The sequence below is a fragment of the Variovorax sp. GW821-FHT06D12 genome (genome assembly GCF_059419205.1).
Genome location: NZ_JBWKRI010000004.1, coordinates 86,652 through 112,839, shown reverse-complemented (window position 1 = coordinate 112,839; position 26,188 = coordinate 86,652). Strand labels below are relative to the sequence as shown.

Here is a 26,188-nt window from a genome sequence, read left to right as displayed (position 1 = left end):
AACGAATTCATTTCTCAAGGTGCTGCCCGAGATGGTCACCTTCGTGCGGGTCGCCGAACGGGGCAGCTTCTCGGCCGCGGCCGACCTGCTGGGTATCACGCCCTCGGCCGCGAGCCGGCAGGTGAAGCGGCTCGAACAGGAGATCGGCGTGCAGCTGCTGCAGCGCACCACGCGCCAGCTGCGGCTCACGGAGCCCGGCGCCGAGGCTTTTGCACGCTGCCGCGAGCTGGTGGCGGCGGCGCAGGGCGCGATGGACATCGGCGCGCAGTTCGCGCGCACGCCGGCCGGCCGGGTGCGCCTGAGCGCACCGAAGGCCTTTGCGCGGCGCGTGCTGCATCCGCACCTGCTCGACTTCCTGCGCCAATACCCGGCGGTGGACGTGCAGCTGATCGTGGCCGACCGCGACATCGACCCGATCCGCGAAGGCGTCGACCTCGTGGTGCGCCTCACCACGGCGCCGCCCGAGGGGCTGGTGGCGCGGCGGCTGATGGCGGTCGAGCACATCCTGTGCGCCACGCCGGCCTACCTGGCGCGCCACGGCGCCATCGCGCACCCGCACGACCTGCGCGCACACAGCTGCCTGTCGCTGGGCGAGCACGAGCGCGACAACCACTGGCGCTTTCGAAAAGACGGTGAAGACGAGGTCGAGGTGGTGGTGGACGGCCGCTACGTCTGCAACCACAGCGAGATGCGGCTCGACGGCGCGCTCGCGGACCTGGGCGTGGCCTGCGTGCCGGCCTTCACGGCGCGCGAGGCGCTGGACGACGGCCGCGTGGTGCGCGTGCTGCCCGACTGGGCGCTGCAGGGCAGCTACCAGGGGCACGCGTGGCTGATGTACCCGCCCAGCCGCTACCTGCCGCCCAAGTGCCGGGTGCTGGTCGAGCACCTGCTCAGCGCGGTGCCTTCCCCGTGAGCACGCGCACGGCCTCGGGCAGCGAGTGGACCTGCGGCATGAAGTGATCGATGAGCGCGCCCAGCGCCACCGCGCAGACCACCGCCCCCAGCAGCGGCTTCCAGGTGAGCCGCACCGCCGCCATGAGCCAGCCTTCGCGCGCCACGCGCACGGCGGCGCGGGCCGACACATAGGAGAAGGCGACCTCGATCGCCACGGCCAGCAGCGCGTCCCAGCTGAAGTACAGCAGCACGAGCGAGCCCGCGCCGAGCACGACGGCCACGCACAGCAGGAAGATGGCGAGCACCGGCACGACGATGATCGCGCCTTCGTCGGCGCTGCCCGCGGCGTCGAGCGCACCGCCGGCCACGTCGGAGAGCGCGCTGCCACCGTCGGCGGCGTCTGGCACGCACCCCGGATCGTCAGCGCCTTCCGTGGTGCCGCCCAGGTCTTCGGGCGCTTCGATCTCGGTGCGCCGCTCCACCAGCCGCTGCGCCCACCAGCGCAGCACGCACAGGTACCCGACATAGCCCACGCCGAGCGTGACGAGGTAGCGCACGGCCAGCGACTCGACATGCAGCAGGTGCATCTGCAGCGCCGAGACGCCCCACATCAGCAGCAGCGTGAAAGTGCCGATCAGCAGGCCATGCGTGCGCAGGCTGTGATCGCGGTGCAGGTCGCGTTCGACCTGGGTTTCCCACAGGCGCACGGAGCGCCAGTTGGAAAGAACCTTCACGTCATTCGTCGGCGGGTGCGAAAGGCACCCGCGGCGCGACCGCGCACATGAGTTCGTAGCCGACGGTGCCGGCGGCCTGGGCCACCTCGTCGATCGGCAGCACCGCGCCGGTCAGGGCCGAGCGGCCCCACAGCGTGACCTCGGCGCCGAAGGCGGCATCGGGCACGGGCGTGAGGTCGACGGTGATCATGTCCATGCTCACGCGGCCCACCATGCGGGTGCGCACGCCGTTCACCAGCACCGGGGTGCCGGTGTCGCAGTGGCGCGGGTAGCCGTCGGCATAGCCGACCGCCGCGATGCCGATGGTGAGCGGGCCCTCGGCCGCAAAGCGCGAGCCGTAGCCGATGGTGTCGCCGGCCTTCAGCGTCTGCACCGAGATGAGCCGGGTCGACAGCGTCATGGTCGGCTGCAGCTGCCAGTGCGCCGCGTCGTGTTCCGGGAAGTCGGGGGCACTGCCGTACAGCACGATGCCGGGGCGCACCCAGTCGCCGCGCGTGCGCGGCGCATGGCGCAGCGTGGCGGCGCTGTTGGCGATGGAACGCTCGCCGGGCAGGTCGCGCGTGGCGCGCTCGAACACCTCGAGCTGATGCTCGATGCCGCGCGGGCCGTCGGCGTCGCTGAAGTGCGTCATGAGCGAGATCTCGTCGACCTGCGGGAGCGCGTTCAGGCGCGTCCAGGCCGAGCCGAAACGCTCGGGCGAGAAGCCCAGGCGGTTCATGCCGGAGTTCATCTTCAGGAACACGCGCTGCGGCTTGAGGGTCTTGTGGGCCGCGAGCATGTCGATCTGCTCGTCGCAGTGCACCGAATGCCACAGGTCCAGCCGCGAGCACAGCTCCAGGTCGCGCGCATCGAACACGCCTTCGAGCAGCAGCACCGGGCCGCGCCAGCCCAGCGCGCGCACGCGCTCGGCCTCGGCCAGGTCGAGCAGCGCGAAGCCGTCGGCGCCACGCAGGCCCTCGAAGACACGCTCGATGCCGTGCCCGTAGGCGTTGGCCTTGACCACGGCCCAGACACGGGCGTCGACGGCCGAGCGGCGGGCGCGGTCGAGGTTGTGGCGCAAGGCGGCGGTGTGGACGGTGGCGAGAATGGGGCGCGGCATGGCGGGTGTTGGGGTGGTTTCAGACCACGTTTTAGCATCTTCGGGAATGGGGTCGAATCCCGTGGGGATGCCTGAATTCGCGTCGTACCCCCATGCTATAACCGCCCATTCGCGCCTGACGCGACACTTTTTCACTACCGCCAGCAGACCCTCTGGCCAGCCAGCCCATCGATGAAGCGCGGTTTTTACACGATCATGTCGGCCCAGTTCTTTTCGTCGCTGGCCGACCAAGCGCTTTTCGTCGTTGCCGTCGATCTCATGCGAAGTTCGGGCGCCCCCGAATGGCAGCGGGCCGCCCTGGTGCCGATCTTCGCGGTCTTCTATGTGGTGCTGGCCCCGCTGGTGGGCGCCTTTGCCGACGCGCTGCCCAAGGGCAAGGTGATGTTCATCAGCAACGCGATCAAGGTCGTGGGCTGCCTGATGATGCTGTTCGGCTCGCACCCGCTGCTGTCGTATTCCATCGTGGGCCTGGGCGCCGCGGCCTACTCGCCGGCCAAGTACGGCATCCTCACCGAGCTGCTGCCGTCGTCGCAGCTGGTCAAGGCCAACGGCTGGATCGAAGGGCTGACCATCGCCTCGATCCTGCTGGGCATCGTGCTCGGCGGCATGCTGGTGGGCCATGCGGTGTCCAGCCAGCTGCTGCTCATCGACCTGCCGTTCATCGACACCGGCATCGACTCGCCGGCCGAAGCCGCCATTGCGGTGCTGATCTTCGTCTACGTGCTCGCGGCCTGGTTCAACACCCGCATCCCGCACACCGGCGTCGAGATGCGCCCGCTGCGCTCCAACCCCGAGCAGAGCATGGTGCGCAACCTGGCCGGCCTGCTGCCCGACTTCTGGCATTGCAACGCCCGCCTGTGGCGCGACCGGCTGGGCCAGATCTCGCTGGCGACCACCACGCTGTTCTGGGGCGCGGGCGGCAACCTCAAGTACATCGTGCTGGCCTGGGCCGCCGTGGCGCTCGAATACAACACCACCCAGGCCTCGGCGCTGACCGGCGTGGTGACCATCGGCACCGCGGTGGGCGCCATCGTGGCCTCGATGTACATGCGCCTGGACATGGCCACGCGCGTGATCCCCATGGGCATCGCGATGGGCCTGATGGTGATCTGCATGAACTTCATCGGCAACGTCTGGCTGGCGGTGCCGTTCCTCATCATCCTGGGCGGCCTGGGCGGCTTCCTGGTGGTGCCGATGAACGCACTGCTGCAGCACCGCGGCCACAACCTGATGGGCGCGGGCCGCTCCATCGCCGTGCAGAACTTCAACGAGCAGGCCTGCATTCTTCTGCTGGGCGGCTTCTACAGCGTGTGCACGGGCCTGGGCCTGTCGGCCTACGGCGCGATCAGCGCCTTCGGCCTCGTGGTGGCGGGTTGCATGTGGATCATCAAGCGCTGGCACGAGAACAACCTCAAGAAGTATCCTGAGGAAGTCGAGCACCTCCTCGCGATCGCCCGCAGCGACAAGCACCACTGATTTCGCGCGACCGCGTTGGTGCAATGGCCGGCGCGCCGAGCGCCCCCACTCCAACGCCCCATGCCCGCCCTCGCCCTGATGTTCAACGCCTTCGTGTGGGGCGTGTCCTGGATTCCCTTCCGCCAGATCGCCAGCCACGGCCTGCATCCGCTGTGGACCACCTGCCTGATCTACCTCGTCATCGCCACGGCGATGGGCGTCGTGCGCCGCCACGCCTGGAAAGCCTTCGCCACGTTCCCGATGCTGGTGGCACTGGGCCTCGCAGCGGGCTTCACCAACGTGGGCTTCAACTGGGCCGTGACGCAGGGCGACGTGGTGCGCGTGGTGCTGCTGTTCTATCTGATGCCGCTGTGGAGCGTGCTGCTGGCCTGGCTGCTGCTGGGCGAGCGGCCCACGGGCGGTGCGCTGATGCGCGTGGCGCTGGCGCTCACCGGCGTGGTGGTGGTGCTGAAGGCGCCGGGCACCGACTGGCCGGTGCCCTCGAGCCTGCCCGACTGGCTGGGCGTGGCGGCGGGCTTCGGCTTTGCGGTGACCAACATCGTGCTGCGCCACCTGCGCCATGCGCCGGGCGAGTCGCGCGCGCTGGCCATGTTCTGGGGCTGCACGGTGGTGGCGGGCGTCGGCGCGGTGAGCGGCACCGCGTTCGGCGGCATCGATTCGCCGCTGCTCGCCTCGCCGGGCTGGCTGGGCTGGGCCGCGCTGCTGGGCACGGGCTTCATCGTCGCCAACGTGTGCCTGCAGTACGGCGCACCCAAGCTGGCGGCCAGCGCGACCTCGGTGATCATGCTGTCGGAAGTGCTGTTCGCCAGCGTCTCGTCGGTGGCGCTGGGCGCGTCCACCATGAACTCGCGCATCCTCGTCGGCGGCGCGCTGATCGTGCTGGGCGCGGTGTGGTCGGCGTTTGCGCGAACCCCGCCCGCGCGCGATGATGGCGTTTCCGCGTCCACCTGAGGAGCTCTCTCCATGACCAGCGTCTACGACTTCCAGGCCACCCGCATCGACGGCAAGCCGGTGAAGCTCTCGACCTTCCGCGGCAAGGTGCTGCTGATCGTCAACACGGCGAGCAACTGCGGCTTCACGCCGCAGTTCGAAGGCCTGGAAGCGCTGCACGAAAAGTACGCCGGCCAGGGCCTCGCGGTGCTGGGCTTTCCCTCCAACCAGTTCGGCGGGCAGGACCCGGGCACCAACGAGGAAATCGGCGCCTTCTGCATGACCAACTACGGCGTGAGCTTCCCGATGATGGAGAAGATCGACGTCAACGGCAGCAACGCGCTGCCGCTGTACCAGTGGCTCACCAAGGAAAAGCCGGGCCTGCTGGGCAGCACGGCCATCAAGTGGAACTTCACCAAGTTCCTGGTCGGGCGCGACGGCGCGGTGCTCAAGCGCTACGCGCCGCTGGACACGCCGGCCTCGCTCACGCGCGACATCGAGGCGGCGCTGGCCGCCGGCTGAAGTTCAGAAGCGGAAATCGGCGCTCTTCGGCCCACCGCCGACCGTCACGGTCTGGCTCTTGGTTTCGCCCGTCGACGTGCTCACGTCGATCACATAGCGCCCCGCCGGCACGTCGATGAGGCACACCGGGCCGGTGGCGGTGAAGGCCATGGCGGCGGACGAGTTCGCGTCGCCGCCCTTGATCGCGACATTCAGGTTGGCCAGATACGCCCCGTCGGCGCGCGCGAACAGCAGCGACAGCGGGTGGTTCTTCATGGCGGCGCGCATGGCGTTCGACTCGTCGGAGCCGATGCCGCCGCACACGTAGCGCGTGGTGCCGATGCCCTGCCAGGGCGGCAGGGCCGAGGGCGGCTGCTGCGCCTGCGCGGCGACGGTGCCGGCGATGCAGGCGGCGGCCAGCAACGCGCGGCGCAGCGGAAAAGCAGAAACGAAAGACATGGCACGAACTCCTTGCAGCGTCTTCGGTCCGCCATGATGCGCCCCGACGCGCGGTGCGCACGTCGGACGGCAACGTACCCTGCCGTGCGCGCGCGCCCTACCCTGCGGGCGTCTGCAGCGCCGCGTCGAGCAGCTCGACCCAGTGCCGCACGGGCGTGTCGCCGCTGCCGCTTTGCAGGTGCGTGATGCAGCCGATGTTGGCCGAGGCGATGGTCGTGGGCTGCAGCTGCTTCAGGTGGCCGAGCTTGCGGTCGCGCAGCGGGTAGGCCAGCTCGGGCTGCAGCACCGAGTAGGTGCCGGCCGAGCCGCAGCACAGGTGCGATTCGTTCATCGCCACGCGCACGTCGAAGCCGAGCGCGCGCAGGTGCGTCTCGACGCCGCCGCGCAGCTTCTGGCCGTGCTGCAGCGTGCAGGGCGGGTGGTAGGCGACCACGCCTTCGGGCGCGCGCACGCGGCCCTGCAGCGCGGGCACGAGCTCGGGCAGCAGCTCGCTCAGGTCGCGCGTGAGGGCGCTGATGCGCGCGGCCTTGGCGGCATAGGCCGCGTCGTGCTGCAGCAGGTGGCCGTACTCGCGCACGGTGACGCCGCAGCCCGAGGCGTTCATCACGATCGCCTCGACCTCGTTGCGTTCGACGAAGGGCCACCACGCATCGATGTTGGCGCGCATCTGCGCCTTGCCGCCCTCCTGGTCGTTGAGGTGGAACTTCACGGCGCCGCAGCAGCCTGCCTTGGGCGCCATCACGGCCTGGATGCCGGCCGCGTCGAGCACGCGCGCGGTGGCGCTGTTGATGTTGGGCGCCATCGACGGCTGCACGCAGCCCGCGAGCATCAGCACCTTGCGCGCATGCGTGGCGGTGGGCCAGCGGCCGGCGTCCTGCTTCGCGGGCACCTTGGCCTTCAGTGCTTCGGGCAGCAGGCCGCGCACCGACTGGCCCAGCGCCATCGCGGGGCCGAACAGCGGCGATGGCAACGCTTCCTTGAGCAGCCAGCGCGTGGCCGACTCCATCGCGGGGCGCGGCACTTTTTCGTCGACGATCTTGCGGCCGATGTCGACCAGGTTCCCGTACTGCACGCCGCTCGGGCAGGTGCTTTCGCAGTTGCGGCAGGTGAGGCAGCGATCGAGGTGCAGCTGCGTGCTGCGCGTGGGCGCGTGGCCTTCGAGCACCTGCTTGATGAGGTAGATGCGCCCGCGCGGCCCGTCGAGCTCGTCGCCGAGCAGCTGGTAGGTCGGGCAGGTGGCGGTGCAGAAGCCGCAGTGCACGCACTTGCGCAGGATGGCTTCGGCTTCGCGGCCCGCATCGGTGTCGCGGAATTCGGGGGCTAGTTCGGTTTGCATCGCGGGGTGGTGTCGTTTCTTTTTTTATTGATCGCCTGCGAAGAGCCGGCCGCGGTCGAAGACCCCGTGCGGATCGAACTCCTGCATCAGCGCGCGATGGATGCGTGCCACTGGCGCGCTCAGTGCGTCGAAGCGCGGCACGTTGCAGTCGGCCGCTTGCGCCGCGGGCACGCGGAACAGCGTGGCATGGCCGCCCGCTGCCTGCGCGGCCTCGCGCAAGCGCGCAGCCTGCGCGGGCGGCGCGAGGTACCAGCGCTGCCCGCCGTGCCATTCGACCAGCGGCGCGGCGCAGCCGTCGATGGCGATCACCGGCGCGGTCTGCGGCACCGACAGCCGCCACAGCGCCAGCGACCCGGCTTCGTCGAGTGCGAACCACGGCATGCGCTGGTCGCGCAGCGCGGCCCAGCCGGCGGCCGCGCGCACCGGGTCCTGGCGCTCGCCGCCGAGCTGCGCGCACGCCGCTTCGACGGCTGCCACGGCACCGCGCAGCCGCAGGCGCAGCACGCCCGCGCCGGGCGCGTGTTCGAACCAGCTGCTCGCGTTCAGCGGCAGCGGGCGTCCGCCCCACTCGTTGAGCAGGCGCAGCGCATCGGCCTGGCTGCAGGCGAAGGCGAGCGTGGCCTCGGCGGGCGCCACGGGCAGCACCTTGAGGCTCACTTCGGCGATCACGCCCAGCGTGCCGAGCGAACCCGCCAGCACGCGCGAGACGTCGTAGCCGGCGACGTTCTTCATCACCTGGCCGCCGAAGCTCAGCACCTCGGCGCGGCCGTTGATGAGCGTGGCGCCGAGCACGTAATCGCGCACCGCGCCCACGCTGGCGCGCGACGGGCCGCTGAGGCCGGCGGCGACCATGCCGCCCACCGTGCCGCCGGCATCGAAGCACGGCGGCTCGAAGGGCAGGCACTGGCCTTGTTCAGCGAGCGCGGCCTCGAGCTCGGCCAGTGGCGTGCCGGCGCGCACGGTGACGACCAGCTCGCTCGGCTCGTAGCTCGTGATGCCGGCGAGCGCGCGCAGGTCGAGCAACTCGCCGCGCGGTGGCTGGCCATAAAAATCCTTGGTGCCACCGCCGCGCAGGCGCAGCGATGTGGCATCGGCCGCGGCGGCGCGCACGCGCTCGACGACCTGCTGGAGGGCGGTATCCGTGTTCATGAAGCTCTCAGAATCTCGGCAGGTCGGGATGCGCCAGCCGGCCGCCGCGCACCACTTCCTTGCCGTACTCGGCGCAGCGCTGCAGCGTGGGAATCACCTTGCCGGGGTTGAGCAGCCCGGCGGGGTCGAAGGCGCGCTTGATGCCGAACATCTGCTCGTTCTCGGCCGCGGTGAACTGCACGCACATGCTGTTGAGCTTTTCCACGCCCACGCCGTGCTCGCCCGAGACGGTGCCGCCCATGGCGACGCTGGTCTCGAGGATGTCGGCGCCGAACAGCTCGCAGCGGTGCAGCTCGTCGGGGTCGTTGGCATCGAACAGCACCAGCGGGTGCAGGTTGCCGTCGCCCGCGTGGAACACGTTGCAGCAGCGCAGGTTGTATTTTTTCTCCATCTCCTGGATCGCCAGCAGGATGTCGGCGAGCCGCTTGCGCGGGATGGTCGAGTCCAGGCACATGTAGTCGGGGCTGATGCGGCCCGACGCCGGAAAGGCGTTCTTGCGGCCGCTCCAGAACTTCATGCGCTCATCTTCGCTGGTGCTCACGGCGATGGCGGTGGCGCCGCAACCGCGCAGCACCTCGGTCATGCGGCCGATTTCTTCTTCCACTTCTTCCGGCGTGCCGTCCGATTCGCACAGCAGGATGGCGGCGGCGTCGAGGTCGTAGCCCGCGTGCACGAAGTCTTCGACGGCGGCGGTCATGGGCTTGTCCATCATCTCCAGGCCGGCCGGGATGATGCCTGCCGCGATCACCGCCGCGACCGCGTCGCCGGCTTTGCGCACGTCGTCGAAGCTGGCCATGATGCAGCGCGCCAGCTGCGGCTTGGGCACGAGCTTCACCGTGACCTCGGTGGTCACGGCCAGCATGCCTTCGCTGCCGATGGCCAGCGCGAGCAGGTCGAGCCCCGGCGCATCGAGCGCCTCGCCGCCGAACTCGATGGGTTCGCCCTCGGCCGTGAAGCCGCGCACGCGCAGCACGTTGTGCAGCGTAAGGCCGTACTTCAGGCAGTGCACGCCGCCCGAGTTCTCGGCCACGTTGCCGCCGATGGTGCAGGCGATCTGGCTCGACGGATCGGGCGCGTAGTACAGGTTGAAGGGCGCGGCGGCCTCGCTGATGGCGAGGTTGCGCACGCCGCACTGCACGACGGCCGTGCGGCTCACGGGGTCGACCTTCAGGATGCGATTGAACTTGGCCAGCGACAGCGTCACGCCCAGCGCGTGCGGCATGGCGCCGCCCGAGAGCCCGGTGCCGGCGCCGCGCGCCACCACGGGCACGGCCAGCGCATGGCAGGCGCGCAGCACGGCGGCCACCTGCGCCTCGGTCTCGGGCAGGGCCACCACCAGCGGGCGCTGGCGATAGGCCGTGAGGCCGTCGCACTCGTAGGGCGTGGTGTCTTCGGCGTGCCAGATGAGCGCATGCGCGGGCAGGTGCGCCTGCAGCGCCCGCACCACCTGCGCCTGGCGCTCCGCCTTCGACAGCTGCGTGTGCTGGTCGGTCGTGACGGGAGCATTCATGGCGGGAACAACTTTCAGCGGACGACCATCAGGGTGAATGGCCACACATAGGCCTGCAGCGTCACGTACAGGCCGACCAGCGAGGCCAGCGCGATCGAGTGGAAGAACACGTAGCGCAGGATGTCGCCTTCGTGATTGAACCACCGCGTGGCGGTGGAGGCCACCACGATCGACTGGGCGTCGATCATCTTACCCATCACGCCGCCCGAGCTGTTGGCCGCGCCCATGAGGTTGGGCGCCAGGCCGAGCTGCTCGGCCGCGACCTTCTGCATGCCGCCGAAGAGCACGTTCGACGCGGTGTCGGAGCCGGTCATGGCCACGCCGATCCAGCCCATGAGCGTGCCGAAGAAGGGATAGAACACGCCGGTGTTGGCGAAGGCCAGGCCCAGCGTGGTGTCGGTGCCCGAGTAGCGCGTGAGCGTGCCCAGCGCGAGCATCAGCACGATGGTCATGAGCGAGTAGCGCACCATCCAGAGCGTGCGAAAGAAGGTGCGCACGATCTCGACGGGGTTGTACTTCATGAACAGCGCGCTCACGATCGCCGACAGGAGGATGCCGGTGCCCGTGGCCGACAGCAGGTTCAGCACGTACACCGCGCCTTCCTTGGTGGGCGCCGTCACCACCGGCGGCATCTTCTCGATCAGGTTGTGCAGCCCGCCCATCGGGAACGAGGGCGCGAACACGCCGTTGAGCGCGGTCTTCACCGACGGCAGGCCCCAGATGAAGACGAACACCGAAAGAATCACCCAGGGCATCCACGCGCGCACCAGCGCCTCGCGGCTGTGCACGACGATGGCGGCCGGCGGCTTGGCCTCGTGCGCGCTCACGTCCTTGCCGCGCAGCGAGGGCGAGCGCCACACATTCTTCGGCTGCCACACGCGCAGGAACAGCACCAGGCTGGCCATCGACACGATGGCCGCGATGATGTCGACCAGCTCGGGGCCGATGAAGTTCGACACCAGGTACTGCGGCACCGCGAACGACACCCCCGTGACCAGGATGGCGGGCCACACTTCCATCATCGCCTTGCGTCCGGCGAAGGCCCACACCAGCCAGAACGGCACCAGCAGCGAGAAGAACGGCAGCTGCCGGCCGATCATCGCGGTGACTTCCATCAGGTCGTAGCCGTGAACCTTGGCCAGCGTGATCACCGGCGTGCCGAGCGCGCCGAAGGCGACCGGCGCGGTGTTGGCGATCAGCGAGAGGCCCGAGGCGGCCAGCGGCGAGAAGCCCAGGCCGATGAGGATGCCGGCCGTGACCGCCACCGGCGTGCCGAAGCCCGCCGCGCCCTCGAAGAACGCGCCGAAGCAGAAGGCGATCAGCAACAGCTGGATGCGGCGGTCTTCGGTGATGCCCGAGAGCGAGTCCTGCAGCACCTTGAAGCTGCCGTTCTGTTCGGCCAGCTGCTGCAGGAAGATGATGTTCAGCACGATCCAGCCGATCGGCAGCAGGCCCGTGAAGCCGCCGAAGAGCGCGGCGCGCCCGGCCATCTCGGCCGGCATGCCGTAGGCGAACACGGCGACGGCCAGCGCCGCCAGCAGGCCCAGGCCGGCGGCGATGTGGGCCTTGATGTGAAAGAAGCCGAGGCACGCAAGCATCACCACCACCGGGATCGCGGCGAGCGCGGTGGAAATGATCATGTTGCCGAACGGGTCGTAGATCTGCTGCCAGGTCATGCGTTGTCTCCGGGGAGGCTGTTGTTGTGCCCCGCACTCTAGGGAGATGCGCGCCGTCCGGATTGAAGGTTTTTTGCCCGGACCTTGATAAAAATTTGTCGGGCAGACCTGTCGGTCAACCGCGCGTCAATGGAGCGTCTGAACGATCCAGTCGACGAAGGCCGCGCACTCCCAGCGCTCCAGCGTGCCCGGCTGCCAGCAGATGTAGTGGCGGTGCGGCGAGGGCACGGGGCGTTCCGACAGCGCCACCAGCCGTCCCGATTCGAACCAGGCGGCGCCCAGCTTCTGTCGCACCAGCGCCACGCCGAAGCCGCTGGCGGCCGCGTCGTAGACCAGGCCCAGGTCGTTGAACTGCGCACCCAGGTGCGGCTCGGGCTGGTCGATGCCGCAGCTCGCGAACCAGGTGCCCCAGGGCTCGAGCGGGCTGCGGATCAGCCGCGCGCTGGCGATCTCGGCCGCGGTGCGAAAGCCGTCGAAGGGCCCGAACTCGTTGAGGTAGCTCGGGCTGCAGGCGGGCACCACGTCCTCGGCGATGAGCAGGCGGTGCTCGCAGTCGGCGTACGCGCCGATGCCGTAGCGCACCTGCAGGTCGGTCTGCTCGGCCGTGACGTCGAGCAGCGGGATCGACACATGCAGCGCCAGCTCGATGTCGGGGTAGATGTTGCGAAAGAGCTCCAGCCGCGGCATCAAGAACTGGCGGCTGAAGGTGGGCGTGACGGCCACGCTCAGGCGCGGTGCGCGCAGCGCCGCGTCACGGCTGCCGGGCGTGGCCTGCTGCAGCGCGGCCAGGCCGACGCGCACGTTCGCCAGGTAGGCCGCGCCGTCGGCCGTGAGGCTGAAGTCGCTGCGCCCGAAGAGCTTGAAGCCCACGTGCGCCTCGAGCTGGCGGATGCGGTGGCTCACGGCGCTGGCCGTCACGCACAGCTCGTCGGCCGCGCGGCCCGCATGCCGCAGGCGCGCGACGGCCTCGAAGGTCAGCAGGCATTGGATCGGGGGGATGTGGTGCAGGGCCATCCGCGAGGCGCCGGAAGGCTCAGTCTTCGAAGAAGCTGACCGGCAGGCCCGGCGTGTCGACGCGCATCGAGAGCACGGTGCCCGAGGCCGGGCGCTGCACCAGCTCGTCGGCCGGGCGGCCCTTGCGCCCGCTGGTGACGAACAGGGTGCGCAGGTCGTCGCCGCCGAAGCAGGGCATGGTCGGGCACTGCACCGGCACCGCGATGGCCGCCACGCGCTCGCCCGTGGACGCAAAGCGCAGCAGCTGCGCGCCTTCGAACATCGCGACCCAGTAGTGGCCGGCGGCGTCGACGGTGGCGCCGTCGGGTCGGCCGTCGTAGTGCGTGGGCGTGCTGGGTACCCAGCCCGCGGGCTTGGGATCGAACTGCTGGAACACGCGCGCATGCGACAGCGTGTTGGCCTCGGCGTCCCAGTCCCAGGCGCGCACCACGTGCGCGGCGGTGTCGGCCCAGTACAGGGTGCGGTTGTCGGGCGAGAACGCCAGGCCGTTGGCGGTGGTGACGTGTTCCAGCATCGAGGTGATGGTGGGCGAGACGTCTCCGGGGCGTGCGTCGAAGCAGTAGAGCGCGGCGTTGGCGCGGTCCTTGGCTTCGTTGAGCGAACCGGCCCAGAAACGGCCGAGCGCGTCGCACTTGCCGTCGTTGAAGCGCATGGTGCGCACGTCGTGCTCCGCGCGCGCCATCGCGACGAGGCTGCCGCCCCACTCGCGGGCCCGGTAGATGCCGTCGCGCAGCGCGATCACGAGGCCGCCCGTGCGTGCCGGCGCCATGCAGCCGGGCTCGGTGGGCAGCGCCCAGCGCTCGACCGTGGCCGTGGGCGAACCGATCTCGCCGCGCGTGCGCAGCACGGCGCGGCCCGGGATGTCGAGCCAGTAGAGCGCGCGTTCGTGCGGATGCCAGAACGGCGATTCACCCAGTTCGCAGAGGCTGTCTTCGATGGAGGTCCACATGGTGGGGCGATTGTGCCCCCGGCCACGCGGGCCGCGGGCAAAAAAAAGCCCGCTGACGCCGAAGCGCTCGCGGGCTGAACATCCAAAGGAGACTCGCCTGAAAAAACCGGGAGTGGTTGTTCTTCTTTGTATCGAAAAGGGTGGTGGTCTTTGAAGCGCGGGGGCCGGCGCCGTGCCGGGCCACCCGCTGTCTGTGTGCGAATCAGCGGTTGTAAGCCGTTTCGCCGTGGGACGAGATGTCGAGGCCTTCGCGCTCTTCTTCTTCCGACACACGCAGGCCCAGGGTCAGGTCGGCGATCTTGTAGGCGATGAACGCGACCACGCCGGACCACACGATGGTGAACAGCACGCTCTTGACCTGGATCCAGACCTGCGCGCCCATCGAGAAGGTGTCGGGGGTCAGGCCGCCGGTGCCGCCCAGGCCCTTGGCAGCGAACACGCCGGTCAGGATGGCACCCAGGATGCCGCCCACGCCGTGCACGCCGAACACGTCGAACGCGTCGTCCGCGCCGAGCATGCGCTTGAGACCGCCCACGCCCCACAGGCAGATCAGGCCGGCCAGCAGGCCCATCACGATCGAGCCCATCGGGCCGACGAAACCGGCGGCGGGCGTGACGGCCACGAGGCCGGCCACGGCACCGGATGCGGCGCCCAGCATCGAGGCCTTGCCCTTGTGCAGGCTCTCACCCAGGATCCACGACAGCGCCGCGGCGGCGGTGGCGAGCACCGTGTTCACGAAGGCCAGGCCAGCGGCGGCGTTGGCCGCACCTGCCGAGCCGGCGTTGAAGCCGAACCAGCCGACCCACAGCAGCGAGGCGCCGACCATGGTGAGCGTGAGCGAGTGCGGCGTGAAGGCTTCCTTGCCGTAGCCCACGCGCTTGCCGACCATGTAGGCACCGACCAGGCCGGCGATACCGGCGTTGATGTGCACCACGGTGCCGCCGGCGAAGTCCAGCGCGCCGTCCTTGCCCAGCAGGCCGCCGCCCCACACGATGTGGGCCATGGGCACGTAGCTGAAGGTGAACCAGATCACCGAGAACAGCAGCACGGCCGAGAACTTGGCGCGTTCTGCAAAGGCGCCGACGATCAGCGCCACGGTGATGGCCGCGAAGGTGCCCTGGAAGGCGAAGAACACGTATTCGGGGATCGTGGTCAGCGCGCCGAAGGTCTCCTGCGTGATGCCCTTCATGAAGATCTTGTCGAAGCTTCCGAAGAAGTTGCCGTCGCCCGTGAAGGCCAGGCTGTAGCCGTAGATGGCCCACAGCAGGCTGATGAGCGAGAAGATCACGAAGACCTGCATCAGCACCGACAGCATGTTCTTGGAACGGCCCAGGCCGCCGTAGAACAGCGCCAGGCCGGGAATGGTCATCAGGATCACGAGCAGGGTCGAGGTGAGCATCCAGGCGGTGTCGCCGGAGTCGACCTTGGGCGCGGGAGCAGCGGCCGGTGCGGCGGGCGCAGCTTCGGCAGCAGCGGGTGCCGCAGCCGCTGCAGGAGCGGGCGCAGCAGCGGCAGGTGCAGCAGGTGCCGATGCAGCCGGTGCCTCAGGGGTGGCGGCGGGTGCCTGGGCCAGCGCCGAAGTACCGGCAACGAAGACGCTCAAGCCGAGCGCAAGAGAGACAAGAAGTTTTTTCATAGTCGTTGTTCTTTCGGGCCAGGACTCGATCAGAGGGCTTCACGGCCCGTTTCGCCGGTGCGGATGCGCACGACCTGCTCGAGGTTGTAGACAAAGATCTTGCCGTCGCCGATCTTCCCGGTGCGCGCGGCGCCTTCCACGGCCTCGATCACGCGGTCGACCAGCTCGTCGGAGATGGCCGCCTCGATCTTCACCTTGGGCAGGAAGTCGACCACGTACTCGGCGCCGCGGTACAGCTCGGTGTGGCCCTTCTGGCGACCGAAGCCCTTCACTTCCGTGACGGTGATGCCCTGCACGCCGATGGCCGAGAGCGCTTCGCGCACCTCGTCGAGCTTGAACGGTTTGATGATGGCTGTGACCAGCTTCATGATGAGTTGCTCCTTCTGGATGGATGAAAGGCGGCGCGGCAACGTGGGCCGCGCCTGGTTGTTGTGTCGATTACAGCGTCTTCGTCAGCGTGAGGATGAAGCGTGCCTTGTTGGGCGAGTAGTAGGTGGTGCCGAAGGTGCCGAAGTCGGGGATCTCGATGCCCGGGTAGGCCACGACCTGGTAGTTGGACTTCTTGTTGGCGCCCTGCACCGAGCCCGTGAGCGTCAGGCCGCTGCCGAAGTCGTAGGTGGCGCCGATGTTGTAGTCCACGTAGCTCTTGTAGCCCAGGCTGCGGATGTCGCTGGACATGTTGGTGAAGCCGACGGCGGCCTTGAGCGTGACCTTGGGCACGATCTCCTTGCTGTAGGCCAGGTTCAGGTAGCCGGTGTTGCGGCCCTTCAGGCCCGAGCCCGTCTTGGCGCCGGCATAGCCGAAGTAGTCCTTGGACACCGTGTGCGAGTACTTGGCCGTGAACGAGCCGAAGCTGTCGTTGGCGTAGGTGGCGCCCACGTACAGCTCGGTGGTGTTGCCCACCGAGTTGCCGGGGTAGATGTAGGTGAGCGCACCGACGTCCATGTCGACCGGGCCGGCCTTGAACTTGTAGCCGCCGTACAGGTCGCTCTCGATGCTGTTGCCCTTGAGCCAGTTGACGCTGGAGTTCCAGTTGCCGATGTAGAAGCCGCTGTCGCCGAAGGCGTAGTCGAAGCCGCCCTGGATGGCGGGCTTGAAGCCCTTGGTCTTGGCGTAGTCGTTCTTGCCGATCATGTCCTGGTCCTGGCCGCGGAACTTATAGTTCGTGGTCAGCGAGACATTGCCCGTGAGCAGGGGCGCGGGCGCCGGTGCGGCGGCGTCGGCGGCCTGGGCCATGGCGGCGCCCGAGGCGGTCAGTGCAGTGGCCAGAACGATCAACGCCTGGGCGGCGGTACGGTGCGTCATCAGGGAACTCCTCGCAAGTGTGTTGTTGGACCTGAGCACCCTCAAAGCAGGGAGCGTGCCAAACTGCACGAATACCGCCCCGGCCAGAGGGCGCAGGTGTCCGGCGATGAGCGCCAAATCGTTACAAGCCCTGTTTCCGGCAGTTGCACACGCTTGCACGCTGCACGGTCCTGGGCTTGCACGTCGCAGGCGCACCAACTTGGGGAGAGGGAGAAAAATGAGTCTGTCTTTGGTGCAAAGCCGCGCCTTGCTCGGCCTGGAGGCCGCCGCCGTCACGGTCGAGGTGCATCTGGCGAACGGCCTGCCGAGCTTCACGCTGGTCGGGCTGGCCGAGACCGAGGTCAAGGAGGCGCGCGAACGCGTGCGCTCGGCGATCCAGAACGCCGGGCTCGAATTTCCGACCAACAAGAAGATCGTGGTCAATCTGGCGCCCGCCGATCTGCCGAAGGACTCGGGCCGCTTCGACCTGCCCATCGCGCTGGGCATCCTCGCGGCCAGCGGGCAGATCGAGAACGCGCGCCTCGCCGGCCACGAGTTCGCCGGCGAGCTGTCGCTGTCGGGCGAACTGCGCCCCGTGCGCGGCGCGCTCGCGATGGCCGTGGCCACCTACACGCAAGGCACGACCGTGCGGCTGGTGCTGCCCCTGGACAGCGCCCAGGAGGCCGCGCTGGTGCCCGGCGCGCAGGTGTACGGCGCCAAGCACCTGCTCGACGTGGTGCGCCAGTTCGTCGCCAGCGGCGGCGGGCCCGTCGACGCAACCGACGACGGCTGGACCCGCGTGCGCGCCGCGCCCGGCGACGGCGCCCCGCGCTATGCCGACCTGGCCGACGTCAAGGGCCACACCGGCGCCAAGCGCGCCCTCGAGATTGCCGCGGCCGGCGGCCACAGCCTGCTGATGGTGGGCGAGCCGGGCTCGGGCAAGTCGATGCTCGCGCACCGCTTCGCCGGCCTGCTGCCGCCGATGAACGTGGACGAGGCACTGGAAAGCGCGGCCATCGCCAGCCTCGACGGCCGGCTGGCGCCCGAGCGATGGATGAGCCGCCCGACGGCCACGCCGCACCACACGGCGAGCGCGGTGGCGCTGGTGGGCGGCGGCTCGCCGCCCCGGCCGGGCGAGATCTCGCGCGCGCACCACGGCGTGCTGTTTTTGGACGAGTTCCCCGAGTTCACGCGCGGCGCACTCGAAGCCCTGCGCGAGCCGCTGGAGACCGGCACCATCACGATCACCCGCGCCGCCCGTCGCGCGGAGTTTCCGGCGCGCTTCCAGCTCATCGCCGCGATGAACCCCTGCCCCTGCGGCTACCTCGGCTCCACGCTGAAGCCCTGCCGCTGCACGCCCGAGCGCGTCGCGCGTTACCAGGGCAAGCTCAGCGGCCCCCTGCTGGACCGCATCGACCTGCACATCGAAGTGGCGGCCGTGTCGGCGCCGCAATTGCTCGATGCGCCGGCGGGCGAATCGACCGACAGCATCCGTGCGCGCGTGGTGGGCGCGCGCGACCGCGCGCTGCAACGCCAGGGCCATGCGAACCAGGCGCTGCAGGGCCGCGCGATCGACACGCACGCCGTGCTCGACGGCCCCGCCCGCCAGCTGCTGCAGCAGGCCGCCGCGCGGCTGGGCTGGTCGGCGCGCAGCACGCACCGAGCGCTGAAGGTGGCGCGCACCATCGCCGACCTCGCGGGGCAGGACGCGGTGCAGGCCGCGCACGTGGCGGAGGCGGTGCAGTACCGCCGCGCATTGCGCACCGGCACGCCCTGACCTGCTGCCCTCTTACTTGAACTCGTGGCTCACCACCGGTGCGGACTTGCTGTCCTGCACCGTCACGCGCTGGCGGTAGGCCGTGAGGTCGCCGTTGCGCACCTCGATCGTGTAGATGCCGGGGCGCAGCGGCAGCGACTTGAGCGGCGGGCTCACGCCGCGGTCCGCGCCATCGACGAAGACCTGGCCCCAGGGCCGGATGTTGAACTGCACGCGGCCCATGCCGGGCGCCGCGGCCGGCGGCGGTGGCGGGGCCGGCGGTGCGCCCGCGATCACGGTCGGCACGGGGTTCGTGCTGCCCGCGGCGGGTGGCGGCGGCGACTGCCGGTTGAGCTGGGCGATGGCGTTGCGCGCCTCGCGCGCATGCAGGCCGCGGCGGTGGCGCCGCAGGTAGGCCTCGTAGCCTTCGCGGGTGTTCTCGGCCTGGGCCAGGTTCCAGTCTTCCACCTCGGCGACCACGGCGGGGTCGGGGGGCGGCGGCGCTTCGGATTGGGCCGGCGGTGCAGGCTGCGCGGGCGGCGCCTCGGGCTCGGCCGGGGGCGCCGCAGGTGGCGTGGGCGCGGCGGCGATGGGCACGTTGTCGAGCGGGCTCAGCGGGGCGCTGGCCGATGCAGCGGGCGCGGACGCCGGCGGCGCCTCGGAGGTCGCGCCGGCCGGCGGCATCGCGGCCGGAGGCGCGCCCGGATCGGACATCGGCGTGCCCGGCGGCGGCGCGGCCGCAATCATCGGATCGGACGGCGCCTTGGCCGTCAGCCGCCAGCCGATCCAGCCGCCGACCGCGAACAGCGCGAGCACCAGCGCGCCGACAAGGAACCACGGCGGACGCTTGGCCGGCTTCTTCGGGCGCGCGACAGGCGATGGCGGTGCAGGCGGCGGTGCCTGCACGCGCGCGGTCGCCGCTTCCACGGGCACGGGCTGCACCTCGGGCGCGGGCGGTGGCGCTTCCTCCACCGGCTCCGGCGCAGGCGGCTCCTGCGGCGCGGGCGCCGCGACGGGCACGGCAGCAGCGGCAGCCACCGCCGCCGGCGGCGCCGCCCGGTCCACCACATAGAGATCGCCCAGCTTCACCAGCCCCAACTCCGCCGCGAAGGCCGCCACCGTCTGCGTGCGGTCCTTGCTGTGCACGGCCAGCGTGTGGTCCACCGCGGCGCAGAAGGCCGGGCTCAGGTCGTCGCGGTCCATCGACGACAGCGGCACGTAGGCGTCCTGCACGCTGCGCACCACGGCCGAGGGCGGCGGGTGGCCGGTCACCGCGCGGTACAGCACGGCGCCCAGCGCATAGAGGTCGGTCCACGCGCCCTGCAGCAGCGTGTTGTCGTCGGCGTACTGCTCGATCGGCGAGTAGCCCGACTTCACCATCACCGCGACCTCGTCGACCAGGTCGGCGATCGACTTGCGCGCGGCGCCGAAGTCCAGCAGCACCGGGCGGTCGTCCTGCTGCTGGATGAAGATGTTGTCGGGCGCGATGTCGCGGTGGAAGCACTGGCTGTGGTGCAGCGTGTCGAGCGCGCCCAGCAGCGGCCCCAGCATGCCCAGCAGCCAGGGCTCGGTCAGCGTGCCGGGCTCGCTTTCCGCCAGCTGGCGCAGCGTGCGGCCCTTGTACAGCTGGATCGCCATGTAGGCGGTGGAGTTGGCCTCCCAGAAGCGATGCACCCGCACCAGCGCCGGGTGGCTGAACTGCGCCAGCGTGCGCGCCTCGTTGATGAAGCTGCGCAGGCCGGCCGCGAAGGTGGCGGTGAGGCGCTCGGAGCGCACGTGCACGCTGTTGTCGCCCACGCGGCGCGCGAGCATCGAGGGCATGTATTCCTTGACCGCCACCTCGCGCTGCAGCGAGTGGTCGTAGGCGCGGTAGACGATGCCGAAGCCGCCCTCGCCGATGACTTCGAGCAGCTCGAACTCGTCGAGCCGGTGGCCCGTGCCGAGGGGATGGGGGCGCTCCTCCTGCGGGTCGGGCGTCGCGCTAGGGCTGGCGGGCGTCGTCATGGGGTGTCTCTTCTTCCTGCGGGTGGGTCGGGCGCGTCATGCCCACGGCACGTGGCCTTGCGAAAACAACTGGGAAAACAGCGGCGTGTTGAGCCCGCCGCCGTGCGCCGCGGTGCGCAGCGGCGAGCCGTCGGCCTGGTTGGTCCACCAGTAGCTGGTGCCGCCGAAGGGGTCGAAGCACAGCGGCAGTTCGGGCCAGCCCAGGCGCTGCTGCGCGCTCGCGCCGCGCGCACCGTTGGCCGGGCCGGCGGCCGCGCCGAGGATCGAGAGGATGTCGTCCGAGCCGCCGCTGGCGGTGCGAAAGCCCGTGCGACCCGCGGCCAGCACCTGGCCGTCGAAGAGATCGGGCGCCACGCCGTGGCGAATGGCCTGCAGCAGCGCGCTGCCGCACTGCCAGTACCAGGCGGCCGAACCTTCGAGCAGCGCGGGGTGGTAGCGCGCCGCGTCCACCTGCAGCGCCACGCAGGCCGGGTAGTAACGGCCCACGCGGTCGCAGCTGGGCGCGATGCAGCCCAGCTGCACCGCGTTCACGCCGTGCGTGGCGGGGATGGCGAAGTTCCAGACCGGGGCCACCGCGTAGTGGCGCGTCATGGCGTCGGGCCAGCGCTTGAAGCTGCCCAGGCCGTTCTGCATCCAGCGGTCCCACCAGGCCTGCAGTTCGCGCGGCATGCGGCGGTAGAGAAAGTCGCCGGCCGACGGCAGCTTGCCGTACCAGCCGATCTGCTCGTCAAGCGGCGACCAGGCGTGCGGGGGAGGCGTCATCCTAGGATTTCCCGGGGCAGGAGAAGCTGTTCATCTGCGACAGCCGCAGCGGGTTGTAGACGCTGTTGGCCGTCACCGCGAGCACCACCTTCTTGCCTTGCAGGTCGAAGGTCGCGTTGAACGACTCGGGCGTGCGCCCCGACGAGATCGAGGCCTTGTCGAACAGCCGGTGCAGCGCCCACGGCCCTTCGGTCACGATGCCGCCGGCCGGCGTGCCGTTGGCCACCGTGACCTGCAGCCGCACCTGGTTGCTGTTGCGCGGACCGGGCCACTTGATGCTGCTGGGCGCCTGCGGGCCGTGGGCGTAGCGCACCGTCTGGCCGTCGATGTCCAGCGTGAACTGCGTGAGCGTGGCGTCCATGTCCTCGGGCCGGATGTCGAGCGTGAACGAGGGCGTGCGCCCGCCCGCCATGCCCGTGAAGAACACGTCGCGGATCGCCTGCGCCTTCTGGAACGCATCGAGGTAGGCCGAGCGCCCCGACGCGCTGCCGTCCACGCCGCGCTTGAAGGTCCACGGGTTGACCGAGGTGTCGACCTGCGAGGCGAGGTTCTTTTGAAAGAAGTCGTCCATCATCCCGCCGGGCGCGAACAGCTGCGCGAAGTCGCCGGCCGCCACGTCGCGGTTGGAGCCACGCGCGAACGGGTAGCGCCCCGTGATCGCCTGGCTGCAGAACTGCCCGATGGTCGCGGCGGCGTTCTGCCCGATGTTCTGCCGCGTCACCGCCGCAGCCTTCGACGACGCGGTGGCCGACAGGTCGTTCAGCATGCCCTGGAACGGCACCGGCAGGCGCCCTGCTTCGGCCTGCAGCTTGGTCACGGCGTCGCCGGGCGGCGGGATGTTGCCGCTGCGCAGCGCGGTGTCGGTGGCGGTGAGGAAGGTGTACAGCTCGTTGATGAGCGCGGCCGTCTGGTCCAGCGGCGTCTGGCCGCCGGCCTTGGGCGCGGTCACCATGCGCCGCAGCGGCGCGAAGTGGTTGTCGACCAGCGACTCGGGCCGGTCGGGCGCGGTGTTGCGGCGCTGGCTGCCGTCGGGCTGGCCGATGAGCTGCTCGATGCGCTCGCGCGTGCTGGTCACGCGGTTCTGTGCCTGGTCAAGCAGGCTGCGCGTGGCCTCGTCGTGGTTGCGCAGCAGGTCGGTCTCGCGCGCCGCGCCGCGAATGAGGCGCGACATCGGCGACTCGCCGGTCGACAGCACGCGCGTCATCTGGATGCTCTGCAGCAGCGACTTGCTCTCGGCCAGCCGGATGTCGGCCAGGTACTCGTCCCAGGTGCGGATGTAGTCGCTGAGGTACAGGCGCCGCACTTCGCGCAGCAGCAGCTCGCGCGAGGTGATGTCGGCGATGCCCGGCGCGCGGATCTGCAGCACCCAGCGGTCTTCCTGCTCCAGCGCCAGCGTGGTCTCGGCCATGCGCTTGTCGAAGATGTCCCAGTAGCCGCGGTAGGTGAACAGCGTGGGAATGCCGTCGGTCAGCGGCTTGCCGCTGGCGCGCCGGACCACCAGCGCCGACTCCGCGCCGCCCGCCTCGGCGATGGTGAAGGCATTGGGCGCGCTGGTCTGCAGCAGGATGCGGCGCAGCCGCGCGTACGAGCGCTGCGCCAGCGGCACGCCCGCCAGGCGCTCGCGCGTCTGCGCGATGAGCTTGTCGTCCTTGGTGAAGGGCGAGCTCACGACGCGGTCGGCGAACAGCGTCTTCAGGTGCGCTTCGAGGTTCGTGCGCTGCTCGCGCGTGAGCGAGGCGCCGATCTTGCGGTCGACGTCGGTCAGCAGCCAGGCCTGCAGAAAGTCGGCGTCGTAGCGCTCGGGGTCGTACAGCATGAGATAGGCCTTGAGCGCCTCGTAGCTGTATTCGGCGTCGAGCTTCGCAGCCTCGCGCAGCGACTGCTCGACGCGTTGCGCGGCCTGCGGCAGCAGCACCGTCTCCAACGCGCGCTGGTACACGCCGTCGGTGGCGGCCTGCAGCTTCTCGCCCTGGTAGAGCCCGAAGCGGTAGCCCACGGGCGGATCGCCGATGTCGAACTCGGCCGACTTCGGCAGGTCGCGCAGGCGGTCGAGGATGAGCAGCGAGCTCGCGATGTCGCCGCTCGAATCGACCACCGTCGGCAACTCGCCACGCGCGGCGGCCTTGTTGAAAGCCTTGGCGTTGCCGTCCACCTCGGCCACGTAGGCCTTGTTGTGGCGCCAGCTGTTGGCCCACGCGCCCAGCAGCACCACCGCGAGCACGCCGACCAGCGCGTAGCCCGCGAGGTCGATGGCGCGGCGGCGCCGGTACCAGCGCAGGTTGGTGCCGGCCACGCCCGCATCGCGGAAGATCACCTGCTGCAGCAGCTCTTTCAGGAAGTAGCTCTTGCCCGGGCCCGGCGGCGGCGCGGGCGGCGCGTTCACCTGCAGGTAGCGCTTGATGGCGCCCATCACGCGGTCGAAGGCCGTGCCCTCCTGCGTGCCGCTGGTGAAGTACACGCCGCGCAGCAGCGGCGCCACCTCGAACTTCGACGGGTTGAACACGTCGGCCAGGAAGGTGCCCAGGATGTCCTCGAAGCTCGCGAACTGCTGCGGCAGCAGGTAGGCCTGCGCGCGCCGCATCGGGTCGGGCTCGGTGGCCATCAGCTCGGGCAAGCGCTCGTCCAGGCGCTGGTGCAGCAGCTTGTATTCCTGGTGGAAGCGCTCGCGCAGGTCGGCCTTGGCCGGGTCGGCGGGGTTGCCCTCGATGGGGAAGGTGAAGCCCCACACCTGCTGGCGCTCGGCGCGGCCCAGCGAGCCGAAGTACTCGTTGAAGCCGGCCAGCAGGTCGGTCTTGGTGACCAGCACGTACACCGGGAAGTTGATGCCCAGGTCGTTGCGCAGCTCGAGCAGCCGCTTGCGCAAGGCCATGGCGTGGCGCGCGCGCTGCGCGTCGTCGGCCAGCGGCAGGTCGGCGATGCTGATGGTGAGGATCGCGCCGTTGATGGGCTGGCGCGGCCGGAACTTCTTGAGCAGCTCGATGAAGCCCTTCCACTCGCCCTCGTCGGTCTCGCGGTGGCTCTCGTGCGTGGTGTAGCGCCCGGCCGTGTCGATGAGCACGGCCTCGTTGGTGAACCACCAGTCGCAATTGCGCGTGCCGCCGATGCCGCGCACCGCGGCCTTGCCGAGCTGGTCGGCGAGCGGAAAGTCGAGGTCGGAGTTGACCAGCGCCGTGGTCTTGCCCGAGCCCGGTGCGCCGATGAAGATGTACCAGGGCAGCTGGTACAGGTACTGCCGGTCGAACAGCGCGAAGCGCCCGGCCGCCTTGCCGCCCGGGCCGGGGCCGAAGCGCATGTTCTTCAGCACCGCGGTGGCGTCGGCGAAGCCGCTGTGCAGCTCCTTGATCTCGGGCGCCTCTTCGGGCTTGGCCTCCTTCGCCTTGGGCGACGGCGTGCGCAGCTGGTGCAGCAGCTGCGCGTTGAGGCGGCGCTCGCGCCACTTGCGGTAGGCCACGCGCACCAGCCACACGCCGAACATCAGCGCGATGACGACGATGCGCACGAACTCGCCTTCGAGCGGCCGGTAGCGGCCCACGGCGATCACCGGGCCGATGACCCAGATCAGGAACGCGAGCGCGACCAGCCCGAAGAAGACCCAGAGGTCGCGGCTGACGAGAAAACGGAAGAGCGCGCGCAGCATCAGCGGGTTCCTCCTTGTGGTTGTGGCTGCCGGGGTTGCGGCGCAGACCCCGGCACCGGCACGCCCGCCACCGGCGCCACCAGCAGCGTCACCTCGACGCGCCGGTTGCGCGCGCGGTTGGCCGCCGAGTCGTTGGGCACCAGCGGGTCGGCATCGCCGCGGCCTTCGGCGCGCAAGCGCTCGGGCCGGCTCAGGCGCGTGGCGATCATGGCCTTCACCGCATCGGCGCGCGCCTGCGAGAGCTGCCAGTTGGACGGGAAGCGCACGCTGCGGATCGGCTGGTCGTCGCTGAAGCCGCTGACCAGCACGTTGCCTTCCACCGCGTTGAGCGCGTCGGCCACGCGCGCGAGCACCGGCGCGTAGCGGTCGAGCACGCGGTCGGAGCCCGAGGCGAACAGGCCGTCGCCGCGCAGCACCACCACGCTGCGGTCGGCCTCGTCGCGCACCGTGAGCAGGCCGTCGCGGATCTCGGGCTCGAGAAAACGCTGCAGGCGCGGCTGCGCCGCGGGCACCGCCACCGCGCGCTGCGTCTGCGGCAGGCGCACCGCGTTCACGGCCGAGAAGGCGCCGTCGGAATGGCCCGCGAGGTTGAAGGTGAGCACCGCGAACACCAGCACCAGCAGCACCGCCGCCACCGCGCCCACGGCCCACACCGGCAGCCAGTGGCGCGTGCGGCGCACGGGCGCGCTCGCGTCCTGCCAGTGCGGCGACAGCGGCGCCGCGATTTCGCCGCGCGCCTGCCGGATGATCTGCAGCAGCCGCTGCTTGAGCGTCTCCAGCTGCGAGCGGCCGTTGTCGATGACGCGAAAGCGCCCCTCGAAGCCCATGGCCAGGCAGAAGTAGATGAGCTCGATGAGGTGCAGGTGCTGCTGCGGGTTCTGCACCAGCCGCGACAGCAGCTGGAAGAACTTCTCGCCGCCCCAGGTCTCGTTGTGGAACATCACGAGCAGGCTCTGCGACGACCAGATGCTGCCGCCCCACGGCGTGAGCGCCGCGGCCTCGTCGACCGCGGTGCACAGGCAGTAGCGCGCGCCGATGATCACTTCGGGCGCGATGCCGGCCTGCTGCGCGCGCGTCTCGAAACGACGCACCTCGTCGACCAGGTGTTCGCGCAGTTGCGCGGGCGACGGGTGGTGGCCGGTGGCGCGGATCTGCGGGATCAGGTCGAGCAGCGGGTTGGCCGCCGCCACCAGCGGGTTGTTGCCCGCCAGCGCCGTGTCGCCCGCATGCGGGCGCCGCGCGTCGTGCCACGCGGTGAAGGCATCGGGCTGGGGTTGCTGCTGGGGCTGCGGCCCCGGGCCGCTGTGCGTGGTCGCGCCGCCGCCCGGATTGGGCGGCACGAAACCACCCGGGCCGACGGCCATGTCATTGGCACCGTTCAT

At 70.2% G+C, this 26,188-nt stretch carries 21 protein-coding genes; 5 read left to right on the top strand and 16 right to left on the bottom strand.

The window, feature by feature from the left end; all coding sequences use genetic code 11:
- Positions 1–31: 31 nt before the first annotated feature.
- Positions 32–913 (top strand): LysR family transcriptional regulator, encoded by an 882-nt coding sequence (locus AC07SQ_RS14195; RefSeq protein WP_495273266.1) that lies wholly within the window; start codon positions 32–34, stop codon positions 911–913.
- On the opposite strand, the gene AC07SQ_RS14190 is transcribed toward AC07SQ_RS14195, so the two are convergent.
- A complete protein-coding gene (locus AC07SQ_RS14190) occupies positions 891–1,628 on the bottom strand; it encodes a hypothetical protein (protein ID WP_495273211.1) in 738 nt (245 codons plus the stop codon). The two genes, AC07SQ_RS14195 and AC07SQ_RS14190, sit on opposite strands and share 23 nt — an antisense overlap.
- Before the next feature lies 1 nt (position 1,629).
- Positions 1,630–2,727 (bottom strand): alanine racemase, encoded by a 1,098-nt coding sequence (gene alr / locus AC07SQ_RS14185; RefSeq protein WP_070063521.1) that lies wholly within the window; start codon positions 2,725–2,727, stop codon positions 1,630–1,632.
- 171 nt (positions 2,728–2,898) lie between these two features.
- On the opposite strand from alr, the gene lplT reads away from it, so the two are divergent.
- From lplT to AC07SQ_RS14170, 3 genes are read left to right on the top strand one after another with little or no spacing between them, the layout of a single operon-like run.
- On the top strand, positions 2,899–4,203 hold the full coding sequence (lplT, locus tag AC07SQ_RS14180; RefSeq protein WP_062476894.1) for a lysophospholipid transporter LplT: 1,305 nt from the start codon (positions 2,899–2,901) through the stop codon (positions 4,201–4,203).
- A gap of 60 nt (positions 4,204–4,263) precedes the next feature.
- The gene (locus tag AC07SQ_RS14175) at positions 4,264–5,154 is read left to right on the top strand and encodes a DMT family transporter (RefSeq protein WP_495273210.1); all 891 of its coding nucleotides are present in this window, start codon (positions 4,264–4,266) and stop codon (positions 5,152–5,154) included.
- Between the two features lie 12 nt (positions 5,155–5,166).
- Complete coding sequence (locus tag AC07SQ_RS14170) at positions 5,167–5,655, top strand: glutathione peroxidase (RefSeq protein WP_070063522.1); 489 nt, start codon at positions 5,167–5,169, stop codon at positions 5,653–5,655.
- A gap of 3 nt (positions 5,656–5,658) precedes the next feature.
- Here the strand turns inward: AC07SQ_RS14170 and AC07SQ_RS14165 are convergent, their stop codons facing one another.
- The 10 genes from AC07SQ_RS14165 to AC07SQ_RS14120 all read right to left on the bottom strand — a co-directional run bounded on the left by AC07SQ_RS14165 (position 5,659) and on the right by AC07SQ_RS14120 (position 16,668).
- A complete protein-coding gene (locus tag AC07SQ_RS14165) occupies positions 5,659–6,093 on the bottom strand; it encodes a carboxypeptidase regulatory-like domain-containing protein (protein ID WP_495273209.1) in 435 nt (144 codons plus the stop codon).
- 97 nt (positions 6,094–6,190) lie between these two features.
- On the bottom strand, positions 6,191–7,429 hold the full coding sequence (gene glcF / locus AC07SQ_RS14160) for a glycolate oxidase subunit GlcF (RefSeq protein ID WP_495273208.1): 1,239 nt from the start codon (positions 7,427–7,429) through the stop codon (positions 6,191–6,193).
- 24 nt (positions 7,430–7,453) lie between these two features.
- A complete protein-coding gene (gene glcE, locus AC07SQ_RS14155; protein ID WP_495273207.1) occupies positions 7,454–8,578 on the bottom strand; it encodes a glycolate oxidase subunit GlcE in 1,125 nt (374 codons plus the stop codon).
- Positions 8,579–8,585: 7 nt separating this feature from the next.
- Entirely contained in the window at positions 8,586–10,088 is a 1,503-nt protein-coding gene (locus AC07SQ_RS14150) for an FAD-linked oxidase C-terminal domain-containing protein (protein WP_070063526.1), read from the bottom strand.
- A 14-nt stretch (positions 10,089–10,102) separates the two neighbouring features.
- Positions 10,103–11,764: an L-lactate permease gene (locus AC07SQ_RS14145; protein ID WP_095743184.1), complete on the bottom strand. Its 1,662-nt coding sequence runs from the start codon at positions 11,762–11,764 to the stop codon at positions 10,103–10,105.
- Positions 11,765–11,890: 126 nt separating this feature from the next.
- Positions 11,891–12,778: a LysR substrate-binding domain-containing protein gene (locus AC07SQ_RS14140; RefSeq protein WP_062482020.1), complete on the bottom strand. Its 888-nt coding sequence runs from the start codon at positions 12,776–12,778 to the stop codon at positions 11,891–11,893.
- 19 nt (positions 12,779–12,797) lie between these two features.
- Complete coding sequence (locus AC07SQ_RS14135; protein ID WP_495273206.1) at positions 12,798–13,727, bottom strand: SMP-30/gluconolactonase/LRE family protein; 930 nt, start codon at positions 13,725–13,727, stop codon at positions 12,798–12,800.
- A 202-nt stretch (positions 13,728–13,929) separates the two neighbouring features.
- Positions 13,930–15,363: an ammonium transporter gene (locus tag AC07SQ_RS14130; RefSeq protein ID WP_369630884.1), complete on the bottom strand. Its 1,434-nt coding sequence runs from the start codon at positions 15,361–15,363 to the stop codon at positions 13,930–13,932.
- A 29-nt stretch (positions 15,364–15,392) separates the two neighbouring features.
- A complete protein-coding gene (glnK, locus tag AC07SQ_RS14125) occupies positions 15,393–15,731 on the bottom strand; it encodes a P-II family nitrogen regulator (protein ID WP_056583732.1) in 339 nt (112 codons plus the stop codon).
- Between the two features lie 70 nt (positions 15,732–15,801).
- Entirely contained in the window at positions 15,802–16,668 is an 867-nt protein-coding gene (locus AC07SQ_RS14120) for a TorF family putative porin (RefSeq protein ID WP_062482029.1), read from the bottom strand.
- A gap of 217 nt (positions 16,669–16,885) precedes the next feature.
- On the opposite strand from AC07SQ_RS14120, the gene AC07SQ_RS14115 reads away from it, so the two are divergent.
- Positions 16,886–18,424, top strand: a complete 1,539-nt coding sequence (locus AC07SQ_RS14115) for a YifB family Mg chelatase-like AAA ATPase (RefSeq protein WP_495273205.1) — start codon at positions 16,886–16,888, stop codon at positions 18,422–18,424.
- Between the two features lie 12 nt (positions 18,425–18,436).
- Here the strand turns inward: AC07SQ_RS14115 and AC07SQ_RS14110 are convergent, their stop codons facing one another.
- Genes AC07SQ_RS14110 through AC07SQ_RS14095 form a run of 4 tightly spaced genes read right to left on the bottom strand, consistent with a single transcriptional unit; the run spans position 18,437 to position 26,188 of the window.
- Entirely contained in the window at positions 18,437–20,407 is a 1,971-nt protein-coding gene (locus tag AC07SQ_RS14110; protein WP_495273204.1) for a serine/threonine-protein kinase, read from the bottom strand.
- A 36-nt stretch (positions 20,408–20,443) separates the two neighbouring features.
- Positions 20,444–21,169, bottom strand: a complete 726-nt coding sequence (tagF, locus tag AC07SQ_RS14105) for a type VI secretion system-associated protein TagF (protein WP_062473933.1) — start codon at positions 21,167–21,169, stop codon at positions 20,444–20,446.
- Position 21,170: 1 nt separating this feature from the next.
- A complete protein-coding gene (gene tssM, locus AC07SQ_RS14100) occupies positions 21,171–24,806 on the bottom strand; it encodes a type VI secretion system membrane subunit TssM (RefSeq protein WP_495273203.1) in 3,636 nt (1,211 codons plus the stop codon).
- On the bottom strand, positions 24,806–26,188 hold the full coding sequence (locus AC07SQ_RS14095) for a DotU family type VI secretion system protein (RefSeq protein WP_495273202.1): 1,383 nt from the start codon (positions 26,186–26,188) through the stop codon (positions 24,806–24,808). The genes tssM and AC07SQ_RS14095 overlap by 1 nt, the downstream gene beginning before the upstream one ends.